11 protein-coding genes and 1 tRNA gene are annotated in these 10,459 nt (G+C 72.2%); 6 read left to right on the top strand and 6 right to left on the bottom strand.

Annotated features, from left to right (window positions below; genetic code table 11):
- The coding region (locus GT045_RS04235; RefSeq protein ID WP_161295521.1) for an ATP-binding cassette domain-containing protein at positions 1 to 323 on the bottom strand (323 nt) is incomplete at its 3' end.
- A gap of 411 nt (positions 324 to 734) precedes the next feature.
- Here GT045_RS04235 and GT045_RS04240 point away from each other — a divergent pair.
- Positions 735 to 818, top strand: a tRNA-Leu gene (locus tag GT045_RS04240).
- A gap of 343 nt (positions 819 to 1,161) precedes the next feature.
- Entirely contained in the window at positions 1,162 to 2,022 is an 861-nt protein-coding gene (locus tag GT045_RS04245; RefSeq protein WP_161295523.1) for a Bax inhibitor-1/YccA family protein, read from the top strand.
- 67 nt (positions 2,023 to 2,089) lie between these two features.
- On the opposite strand, the gene GT045_RS04250 is transcribed toward GT045_RS04245, so the two are convergent.
- Positions 2,090 to 2,320, bottom strand: coding sequence for a DUF4287 domain-containing protein (locus GT045_RS04250; RefSeq protein WP_161295525.1), 231 nt, complete (start codon positions 2,318 to 2,320; stop codon positions 2,090 to 2,092).
- 99 nt (positions 2,321 to 2,419) lie between these two features.
- On the opposite strand from GT045_RS04250, the gene GT045_RS04255 reads away from it, so the two are divergent.
- Entirely contained in the window at positions 2,420 to 2,731 is a 312-nt protein-coding gene (locus GT045_RS04255; RefSeq protein ID WP_161295527.1) for a hypothetical protein, read from the top strand.
- A gap of 6 nt (positions 2,732 to 2,737) precedes the next feature.
- Here the strand turns inward: GT045_RS04255 and GT045_RS04260 are convergent, their stop codons facing one another.
- From GT045_RS04260 to GT045_RS04270, 3 genes are all read right to left on the bottom strand, one after another.
- Positions 2,738 to 3,520 carry a hypothetical protein gene (locus GT045_RS04260; protein ID WP_161333327.1) on the bottom strand — a complete coding sequence of 261 codons (783 nt, stop codon included), beginning with the start codon at positions 3,518 to 3,520 and terminating at the stop codon, positions 2,738 to 2,740.
- A 283-nt stretch (positions 3,521 to 3,803) separates the two neighbouring features.
- Positions 3,804 to 5,021, bottom strand: a complete 1,218-nt coding sequence (locus tag GT045_RS04265) for an acetyl-CoA C-acetyltransferase (RefSeq protein WP_161333328.1) — start codon at positions 5,019 to 5,021, stop codon at positions 3,804 to 3,806.
- Between the two features lie 200 nt (positions 5,022 to 5,221).
- Positions 5,222 to 6,241: an SGNH/GDSL hydrolase family protein gene (locus tag GT045_RS04270; RefSeq protein WP_202516192.1), complete on the bottom strand. Its 1,020-nt coding sequence runs from the start codon at positions 6,239 to 6,241 to the stop codon at positions 5,222 to 5,224.
- Between the two features lie 158 nt (positions 6,242 to 6,399).
- On the opposite strand from GT045_RS04270, the gene GT045_RS04275 reads away from it, so the two are divergent.
- Positions 6,400 to 7,791 (top strand): cystathionine beta-synthase, encoded by a 1,392-nt coding sequence (locus GT045_RS04275; protein WP_161295533.1) that lies wholly within the window; start codon positions 6,400 to 6,402, stop codon positions 7,789 to 7,791.
- 436 nt (positions 7,792 to 8,227) lie between these two features.
- Here the strand turns inward: GT045_RS04275 and GT045_RS04280 are convergent, their stop codons facing one another.
- Positions 8,228 to 8,677 carry a hypothetical protein gene (locus GT045_RS04280; RefSeq protein WP_161295535.1) on the bottom strand — a complete coding sequence of 150 codons (450 nt, stop codon included), beginning with the start codon at positions 8,675 to 8,677 and terminating at the stop codon, positions 8,228 to 8,230.
- 212 nt (positions 8,678 to 8,889) lie between these two features.
- Between GT045_RS04280 and GT045_RS04285 the strand changes: the two genes are divergently transcribed.
- Together GT045_RS04285 and GT045_RS04290 are read left to right on the top strand one after the other, a co-directional pair.
- Positions 8,890 to 9,732 carry a MurR/RpiR family transcriptional regulator gene (locus GT045_RS04285; protein WP_161333329.1) on the top strand — a complete coding sequence of 281 codons (843 nt, stop codon included), beginning with the start codon at positions 8,890 to 8,892 and terminating at the stop codon, positions 9,730 to 9,732.
- A 198-nt stretch (positions 9,733 to 9,930) separates the two neighbouring features.
- A partial coding sequence (locus tag GT045_RS04290) for a hypothetical protein (protein WP_161333330.1) occupies positions 9,931 to 10,459 on the top strand: 529 nt, incomplete at its 3' end.

Genomic DNA, 10,459 nt, shown 5'->3' on the forward strand with positions numbered 1-10,459 from the left:
AGCAGGTTGAACGCCTGGAAGATGAAGCCGATCTTGTCCCGGCGCAGCTTGGTGAGCTGCTTGTCCTTCAGCTTGTCCAGCTCGGTGTCGCCGATGCGCACCGATCCCTCGGAGAAGGTGTCCAGGCCGGCCACGCAGTGCATCAGCGTGGACTTGCCGGAGCCGGAGGGGCCCATGATCGCGGTGAACTCGGCCTGCCGGAAGTCGACGGAGACCCGGTCCAGGGCGACCACCCGGGTCTCACCCTGCCCGTAGATCTTCGACAGCTCCGTGGCGCGTGCGGCCACGGCGGTGGTCCGGCCGGCGGTGGGTGTGGTGGTCACGGGGGGATGCTCCTGACGGGACGGCGTGTGTTCCTGGGGACCGTTCCATCGTCCCGGCACGGAGCGCGCGTGGAGTCAGTCGCTGTTCCGGTTCCGGGGGGCGACTCGGGTCGGACGGAAGGCCGCCGTGTCATACCTGGGGAGGACGGCCGACCCCGAGGGCCGGCGACCCCCGAGGTCGGACGTGATGTCAAGAACCGGTGGACCGCCTTTGTTCTGGCGGTGAAATTCCGTCATTTCGCGTACGCGTGTACACCCGCCCCGTCAGGCTGTTGGCAAGTGCGGATGGCGCGTTCCGTGTGCTGATGCACCCTCAGACGTCAATAAAATAAGACAACATCGGGCCACCCTTCCGCTGTCCGGGGGATGGCTCCCGATAGGCTCGGGACCTCGTTGCGGAGCCCATGGCCTGCCCGGATGGTGGAATGCAGACACGGCGAGCTTAAACCTCGCTGCCCCTTCGCGGGCGTGCCGGTTCAAGTCCGGCTCCGGGCACTTTCCGCCTCACGGCGTCCGGCCGGCCGGGCACTCGGCCCGCTGTCGGCGGCCTGCCGCTCACGCCCGTGTCACGCTCAGGACATCCACCCGTCGAACGGCTCCGCCGGCCGTCCCCCTGCCCCGGAGCGGGCCGGGCCCCCGCGTGGTCTCGGCCGCCCGGCCGGGGTGCACCCGGGCCGCCGCCCGGTCGGCCGTCCGTCCCTGGCCGGGAATCGAACGCGCGCGTAGCGTGTTGCGCAGCACGGCAGGGGAAAGATCCTCCTCAGGTATCATGGTCGGTCCTTTGCCAATCCATTACTCTTGAGCCCAAGGCTGCACTCGGCAGTCATGGAGGAGTGAAATGAGGAGCAGTAACCCGGTCTTCTCGCGACGGGGGTTCAGCCGCGACAACGGCTATGCCGGCTTCAACACCGCACCGCAGGCCGGGTACGCACAGGGCGACCCGTACGCGCAGAACCCCTACGCGCAGAACCCGTACGCGCAGGCGGACGTCCAGCAGGGTGCCCCGCCGCACGCCCCGGTCACCACCGACCGGATGACCATGGACGACGTCGTCGTCCGCTCGGCCCTCACGCTCGGCACGGTCGCCGTCGGCGCCGTCCTCGCCTGGGCGCTGCTGCCGGTCTCCGGCACCAGCTACGGCCTGGCCGTCGGCGCCGCGCTGATCGCCTTCGTCCTGGCGATGGTCCAGAGCTTCAAGCGCACCCCGTCGCCCGCGCTGATCCTCGGGTACGCCGCCTTCGAGGGCGTCTTCCTCGGCGTCATCAGCGAGATGTTCAACAGCCGGTGGAGCGGTGCGCCGTTCCAGGCGGTGCTCGGCACCATGGCGGTCTCGGGCGCGACCCTGCTGGTCTACAAGGCCGGCTGGATCCGCGTCACCGCCCGCTACGCCCGCATCGGCATGGCCATCGCGATGGCCTTCCTGGTGGTCACGGCGGTCAACCTGCTGCTGGTCGTCTTCGGCGTCGCCGAGAACGGCGGACTGCGCAGCTTCGGTCCGCTCGGCGCGATCGTCGGCATCATCGCGATCCTGCTCGGGGCGTTCTTCCTGACCCTCGACTTCAAGCAGATCGAGGACGGCATCGCCTACGGTGCCCCTCGCAACGAGTCCTGGCTCGCCGCGTTCGGTCTCACCATGACCCTGGTGTGGATCTACGTGGAGATGCTGCGACTGGTGGCGATCTTCAGCAGCAGCGACTAGCGACCAGCGACCAGCGGCATCGGCCGTGCGCAGGGCCCCGGGCATCCCGCCCGGGGCCCTTCGGCGTTCAGCGGAGCTTGCGCGCCGCCCTCCTCAGGTCGTACTCGTGCACGAGCGCCTTGGCGTGGCCGTACGCCAGGTCGTACTCGTGCCGGAGCCAGCTGACCTTCTCCTCGAAGCGGAAGAGTGCGGGACCTTCTTCGACGGTGCGCAGCCAGTCGGAGACCTCACGACCGGTGCAGTGCGGGATGCGGGCGAGCAGATTGCGGTGGGTCTCCTCCGAGAAGACGTGGGACATCGGCGCCTCCGTACACAAAGGGGATGTAAGCCGGTCCTTCACGTCACCGTGCCTGAGCGTTCGCGTATTGGCAACAGTGCGGCGCGTTACGCTCGGCGGGTGGTTGATACGACGCCCTTGACCCAAGCAGTGGATCACTTCGCCGACCGGTTGCGGGCGGCACCGCAGAGCCGGCTGCAACGCGGCGCCGCGGCCGAGGCGCTGGCCATGGCGCGGCAGCTCTCGCGCTGGGCCCAGTCGCTGGAGGAGCCCGGCGCGGAGCCCCGGGAGATGCCGGACGCGGGGATGTTCGCCGTGGCGGACCAGATCCTCGTGGCCGCGCACGACCTGGCCGTGGCGGTGCGCGGCGACGACCAGGTCGCCGAGGCCGTGCGGCTGGTGGAGGAGGCGCGGCAGCGGGCGGGTGTCTGAGGACCGTCAGAGGGACGCGATGACCCGGTCGGCCAGGATGTAGACCATGTCCTCGCCGCACGCGAAGGTCAGCGTGTAGGCGCCGGAGACGCCCGAGCCGCCCAGCAGGTACGGGCACTCGCCCGACTCCACCGCCGCGGCCAGGCGCTCCGCCGTCTCGCGGTGACCCGGGGTCATGCACAGGGTGGTGCCGTCGGCGAAGACGTAGACGTCGAGGGTGCCCAGCGGGCCGGGGCGGACGTCGGACAGCTCGACGTGCTCGGCGGCCAGTTGTTCCAGGGCGGTCGCCGTGCGCTCGTGGTCGTTCACGGCCGGCGGCTGCACCGGCACGAAGTCCGGGTGCGAGGGGTGCCGGCGGCGGGCCGCGGCCAGTTCCGGCGACTCCCCGGAGAACTCGTCGGCGTCGGTGGCCGGCTCGCCCACCGGCTCCAGGCCGGCGAAGTCCGCCTGGCGCGGCATGAACAGATCGGCCTCGGGCAGCCCGTACAGCGACGGCGCGTCGGAGGCGTCACGCGCCTCCTGCGCGGCCCAGAAGGCACGCGCCTCGGCCAGCTCGCGCTCCCGCTCCTCGGCGAGCGCCTCGGCCACGGCCGCGCGTATCTGGTCGGCGTCGGCGGCGGCCCGCGCGTGCGGCAGCACGGCGCGCGCGCTCGGCGTCCGGTCCTCGCCGAGCTGCCGCTGCAGCTCGGTCAGCTGGCGGCGCAGCTTGAGGACGGTACGCAGGACGGCGACGCCCACGGCGCCGGTGGCTGCCGTGGTGAGCAGCAGGGCGATCGGCATGGCGCTCACTGACATACTCCCGGTTCAAAGTCGACCCCCGACTTCCTACATCAGCTTGAAGGCCGGACTAACCAACTGTCAGTGCGTAACGTCACGAAACGGGCAGAACTTCGGGCTCACGGTTTCGTCGTGCGCTGTGCTGATCCGCGCTGACCTGCATCGATGTGACCGGCGGGCGACATAGGTCACATCCTGGGGGAGATTGGATCACGGAAAGGCCCAAAACCTTGGCGTTTCCCAGGTTCTGGGCCCTTCTGCGACGTGCTGTGCGTGCTCCGCTACGGACGGTGGGTCAGCTGAGGCGCTCGATGACCATCGCCATGCCCTGGCCGCCGCCGACGCACATCGTCTCCAGGCCGAACTGCTTGTCGTGCCACTGCAGCGAGTTGATGAGCGTGCCGGTGATCCGGGCGCCCGTCATGCCGAAGGGGTGGCCGACGGCGATGGCGCCGCCGTTGACGTTCAGCTTGTCGATGTCGATGCCGAGATCGCGGTAGGAGGGGATCACCTGGGCGGCGAACGCCTCGTTGATCTCGACCAGGTCGATGTCGTCGATGGTCAGGCCCGCGCGCCGCAGCGCCTGCTTGCTGGCCTCGACCGGGCCCAGGCCCATGATCTCGGGCGAGAGGCCCGAGACGCCGGTGGACACGATCCGGGCGAGCGGGGTCAGGCCCAGCTCGCGGGCCTTGGTGTCGGACATGATGACGAGCGCGGCGGCGCCGTCGTTGAGCGGACAGCAGTTGCCGGCGGTGACCAGGCCGTCCGGGCGGAAGACCGGCTTGAGGCCCTGGACGCCCTCCAGGGTGACTCCGGCGCGCGGGCCGTCGTCCTTGCTGACCACCGTGCCGTCGCGCAGCGTCACCGGGGTGATCTCGCGCTCCCAGAAGCCGTTCTTGATGGCCTGCTCGGCGAGGTTCTGGGAGCGGACGCCGAACTCGTCCATCTCCTCGCGGGTGACGCCCTTGACGCGGGCGAGGTTCTCGGCGGTCTGGCCCATCGCGATGTACGGGTCGGGCAGCAGGCCGTCCTCGCGCGGGTCGTGCCAGGTGGAGCCCTCGGACTGCGCGACGGCGACGGTCCGGGCCTCGGCGTCGGCGAACAGCGGGTTGCGGGCGCCCGGCATGTCGGAGCTGCCGTTGGCGTAGCGGGAGACGGTCTCGACGCCGGCCGAGATGAAGACGTCGCCCTCGCCGGCCTTGATGGCGTGCAGGGCCATGCGGGAGGTCTGCAGGGAGGAGGAGCAGTAGCGGGTGATCGTGCAGCCCGGCAGGTGGTCCATGCCCATCTGCACGGCGACGATCCGGCCGAGGTTGTGGCCCTGCTCGCCGCCGGGCAGGCCGCAGCCGAGCATCAGGTCGTCGATGTCCCGCGGGTCCAGCTCGGGAACCTTGGCGAGCGCCGCCTGGATGATCGTGGCGGTCAGGTCGTCGGGGCGCAGGTCCTTCAAGGAGCCCTTGTTCGCGCGGCCGATGGGGGAGCGGGCGGTCGAGACGATGACGGCTTCGGGCATCACGGCTCCAGTGACAGAAAGTGGGCAGGGCCGGTTGGGAAGTTACCCGGCCGTACGGGCGAGGTCATCGGTGTCGGGGTGTGACACTGACCGCAATTTACTAAGCGCTTGCTTGGCCGTGAAGCCGTCGGGGCGGCACAGCGCCGAAGTCACCGAGCCGTCGTGGCGGCACAGCGGCGGAGCCGCCGTGCCGTCGGGTGTCACAGCGACGGCGTCGCCGGTTCGGCCTCCGGCACCCGGCGCCGGCGCCGGCGCTTCAGCAGCGCCCACGGTCCCCGCGGCCCCGTCGGCATCGCCGCCGTCACCTCCGTGCCCGCCTCCGAGGCCGCCTCCGCCGCCGCGCGGGCGACCGGCAGGAAACCCTCGCGCCGCGACACGTCCGGCCGCTCCTCCTCTGCCGGCCACAGGCCCAGTGCCGCGCACAGCGTGGGCAGCACGGCCATCGCCGCCGTCGCGTAACCCTCCGCCGACGGGTGGTAGTTGTCCGGCCCGAACAGCTCGCGCGGGTTCGCCTCGAACTCCGGGCCGAGCAGGTCGCCCAGCGACACCGTGCGGCCGCCCTGCTCCACCGCCCCGATCGTCTGGGCCGCCGCCAGCTGCCGGGACGCCCGCCGGGCCAGCCAGCGCAGCGGCTGCTGCACCGGTTCGATGGTGCCGAGGTCGGGACAGGTGCCGACCACCACCTCGGCGCCGGCCGTGCGCAGCCGCCGCACCGCCGCCGACAGGTGCCGCACCGAGCGTGTGGCCGGCATCCGGTGCGTGACGTCGTTCGCGCCGACCATGATCACGCAGATGTCGGGGACCGGGGCGGCGCCGGACAGCACCAGCGCCACCTGCCGGTCGAGGTCGTCGGACCGGGCCCCGGGCAGCGCGACGTTGCGCAGCTCCACCGGGCGTTCCGCCACCGCCGCGAGCCCGGAGGCCAGCAGTGCCCCCGGTGTCTGCCCCGCCCGGTGCACCCCCTGCCCCGCGGCCGTGGAGTCGCCGAGCATGGTCAGGCGGAGCGGGGGCTCGCCGGGGATGTCGTACCCGTGCCCGTACACCCCGTCGGCCACCGGCACCCGGCCGCTGCTGCCGTTGCCCACATGGCGCCGCGCCAGCCGGACCTCCGCCAGCACCAGACCGACCGCCGCCGCGCCGACCAGCCCGACCCCGCCACCGCCGTACGCCGCCCCGGCCGCGATGCGCCGGGCCACCCGCGCCCTCGACATGCTCGTCATGCGTCGCCGCCACCTCCTCGTAGCCGTATCCACTCCTTGCCCCGTACGGACCGTGCGTCAATCTCAACGCCCAGTGAACGACCTTCCCCGCCGGACGGCTGGCCTTAGGCTGGCGGCACCACTACGAACACATCTTTTTGCAGCGACCGGAGACAACGGTGCGATTTCACGACTCGATGATCAGCCTCGTCGGCAACACCCCGCTGGTGAAGCTCAACAACGTGACCAAGGGCATCCAGGCGACCGTCCTGGCCAAGGTGGAGTACTTCAACCCCGGCGGTTCCGTGAAGGACCGCATCGCCCTGCGCATGATCGAGGCGGCCGAACAGAGCGGCGAGCTGAAGCCGGGCGGCACGATCGTCGAGCCGACCAGTGGCAACACCGGTGTGGGTCTTGCCATCGTGGCCCAGCAGAAGGGCTACAAGTGCATCTTCGTGTGCCCCGACAAGGTGAGCACCGACAAGATCAACGTGCTGCGCGCGTACGGCGCCGAGGTCGTGGTGTGCCCGACCGCCGTCGACCCCGAGCACCCGGACTCGTACTACAACGTCTCCGACCGCCTCGTCCGTGAGACCCCCGGCGCGTGGAAGCCCGACCAGTACTCCAACCCCAACAACCCGCTCTCGCACTATCACTCGACCGGCCCCGAGCTGTGGGAGCAGACCGAGGGGAAGCTCACCCACTTCGTGGCGGGCGTGGGCACCGGCGGCACCATCTCCGGCACCGGCAACTACCTGAAGGAGGCCAGCCAGGGGAAGGTCAAGGTCATCGGCGCCGACCCCGAGGGCTCGGTCTACTCCGGCGGCTCCGGCCGGCCGTACCTGATCGAGGGCGTCGGCGAGGACTTCTGGCCCACGGCCTACGACCGCACGGTCGCCGACGAGATCGTCGCGGTCTCCGACAAGGACGCCTTCCAGATGACCCGCCGCCTCGCCAAGGAGGAGGGCCTGCTGGTGGGCGGCTCCTGCGGCATGGCCGTCGTCGCCGCGCTGGAGGTCGCCGAGCGGCTCGGCCCGGACGACGTCGTGGTGGTCCTGCTGCCGGACAGCGGCCGCGGCTACCTCTCGAAGATCTTCAACGACGAGTGGATGGCCGACTACGGCTTCCTGGAGGACGAGGGCCCCAGCGCCCGCGTCGGTGACGTCCTCAGCGACAAGGCGGCCGGAGCCATCCCGTCCCTGGTGCACATGCACCCGGAGGAGACCGTCGGCGAGGCCATCGAGGTGCTGCGCGAGTACGGCGTCTCGCAGATGCCCGTCGTCAAGCCGGGCGCCGGTCACCCGGACGTGATGGCCGCCGAGGTCGTCGGCTCCGTGGTGGAACGGGAGCTGCTCGACGCCCTGTTCAGCAAGCGGGCCTCGCTGGAGGACCCGCTGGAGAAGCACATGTGCGCCCCGCTGCCCCAGGTCGGCTCCGGTGAGCCGGTCGGCGACCTGATGCAGGTGCTGGGCACCGCCGACGCGGCGATCGTCCTGGTCGAGGGCAAGCCGACCGGCGTGATCAGCCGGCAGGACCTGCTGGCCTTCCTCGCCAAGGGCGGCAACAAGTAGCGACCCCCCGGTGAACCCGGGGTGACCCCGGCGAACACGTGATGACCTGGGCCGATCGAGCCGGCTCGCAAGTGGTACGAGCGTGTCACGTGCGCGCAGCACCCGCTTAACACGGGCCCGGCACAGTGGTGGGTGTCGGCAGGGCGGGATCGGCTCCCCGCCCAGGCCGGCGGCGAACGGCGCCCAGGACCTCCGGAGCGGCTCCCGGACCTCCACGGACGCCACGGACGCGCAAGCCCGGCCTGACCCGGCCCGCGTCCCTCGCGGGGACCGCCGTCGTCCCGCCCCCCGGAAACGGGGGTGCGGCGGTCCCCGCGCAACTCTTTCGCGGACCCCGTGCCGCCGGCCCGGCCCGCGGCACGGGGGAGTGCCGGCCCGGCCCGCGGCACGGGGGAGTGCCGGCCCGGCCGGTGTGAGCGCCGGGAGACGGGTCCGCTCAGTCGTCCGCGGCGGACCGGTCCCGGCCGCGGCCCGCGAGCAGCTCCGGGTGGAGGCGTACGGCCTGCACCGCGTTGACGCCGACGATGCCGATCCAGGTGGCGACCGTCCCGGCGATCCCCGCGAGGGCACCGGCGATCGCCGACAGCGGGATCGCGAGGACCAGCGTGATCAGGGCGAAGCCGTAGCGCTCGCCCCAGGAGTCGACCGGGTTCGGCCGCCGCGACGCGCGGGCCGTGGCCATCTGCCGCTCGGCCAGCTGCCGTCGCAGCCGGCGGTCCACCGCGTCGTCGATCCGCGACTCGACCTTCTCCAGGAAGGAGTCCACCAGGGCGGAGTCGTACTCGTCGCCCAGTTCCCTGCGGGCCCGCACGGTCGCGTCCAGCTCCTTGCGCAGGTCGGGGTCCGTTCTCAGACCGACGTCGTCATGGGGATCGAGTGTGTCCATGCCGGCCAGCCTAGAGACGGGACCGTACCGGCGCACTGGGGTCAACCCCCGGTTCCCGGGCCGGGAGAACCACCGGATCGCGGCGCGTTCCCCCCACGCGCTGTATAACGGTATGCAGAGGCGAACTCCTTGAATAGGGAGTCCGTGTCCGGTGCCGCCTCGGCGCTGTACTCTCCCGGGGCGGCGAGGAGATCTGGAGGGGGAGTACGGAGATGAGCGCGACCGACAGTCCGGCGAACCGGTTGCAGGCGCTGTTCGAGGGGCACCGGCTCACGCCGACCCAGCGCCGCATCGCGCACAGCATGGTGCGTCGGGCGGCCGACGTGCCCTTCCTGTCCAGCGTGGAGCTGGCCGAACTGGCCGGGGTCAGCCAGCCCTCGGTGACCCGGTTCGCGGTCGCCCTCGGCTTCGACGGCTATCCCGCCCTGCGCAAGCACCTGCGCGAGGTCGTCCCGGCCGAGCCGGCCGCCGGGGCCGGCGCCTACAACGAGTACCAGCAGGCCGTCGAGGCGGAGATCGAGAACCTCCGGCACCTGGCCGAACTGCTCGCGGACCCCCGACCGGTGCAGCGGGCCGGCCGGGTCCTCGCCGCCTCCCGCCCGTTGCCGGTGCTCGGGCTGCGTGCCGCCGCCTCCCAGGCGTACGGCTTCGCCTACTTCGCCGCCAAGGTCCACCCGGACGTCCGGCTGCTGAACGAGGGCGGCACGATGATCCACGACCGCGTCGACGCCGCGGTCCGCGCCGGTGCCACCGCCCTGCTGTGCTTCGCGCTGCCGCGCCATCCACGCGAGGTGGTGGACAGCCTCGCCTACGCCAAGGACGCGGGCCTGACCGTCGTCACGGTCGCCGACTCGGCGTTCGCCCCGGTCGCCAAGCACTCCGACCTGCTGCTGCCCGCCGCCGTCGGCACCGGGCTCGCCTTCGACACCGCGTGCGCGCCGATGCTGCTCGGCCGGGTGCTGCTGGAGGCGCTGTGCGACGGCCTGCCGGACGCCCAGGCCCGGCTGGAGGACTTCGACACCCGGGCGGCGGCCCGCGGACTGTTCGTCGAGTGAGCCGGCCGGAGCGAGGCCCCTGCCACTCCTGCCGCCCCCGCCCCGCTCGCCCCCGTCACCCTTCTCTCCGCTCTCAGACTCGTCTCACGTTCTGCCGTTAACGTCCCGCCCGACTGGTGTGCTGTGGAGACACGTGACACGGGAGGCTGCGTGGCGCGCGGAGGACGCGGAGGACGCGGAGGACAGGGACTGGCCCGGGTGGCCGTCGTCGTACGGGCGGGTGCCGGGCCGCTGTGGTGGCTCGGGGTGCTCGCCGCGGGGATCGGTGCCGTACCGCAGGGGCTGACCGGGCGCCGGATCGGCGTGCTGGCCGGGGCGGCGCTGTTCCTGGCCGGCGCGGCCGGCGTGGCGCTGGTCCGCCGGGGCCGGTACGCGGCCCTCGCCCGGGGGACGGCCCGCGCGGGCCGGTACGACGTGTTGCAGGACCGGGCCGTGACCGTGCGCACCTGGCGCCGGGGGCACCGCTGGTGGCTGCTGCTGGGGTGGGCGGTCGCGTTCGGCTCCGCCTTCGCGGTGCCCGCGGCCGGCGGCATGCTGCTGGCCGGGCTCGGCGCGGGGCTGCGGCTGAAGGCCGCCTGGATCGGGCGGCTGGAGCGGGCCGGCCAGACGCTGCTGTGGGTGCGCGTCGACTGGCTGGACCGGTACGGCGGGCGTCCGGCCGGCCGGGCCGTCAGGAGCCTGCGGGGCACGGGCGTCGCGGCCGGCGACGCGGCCCCGGGCGGGGCAG

This window comes from Streptomyces sp. SID486 (assembly GCF_009865385.1).
Taxonomy (GTDB): Bacteria; Actinomycetota; Actinomycetes; order Streptomycetales; family Streptomycetaceae; genus Streptomyces.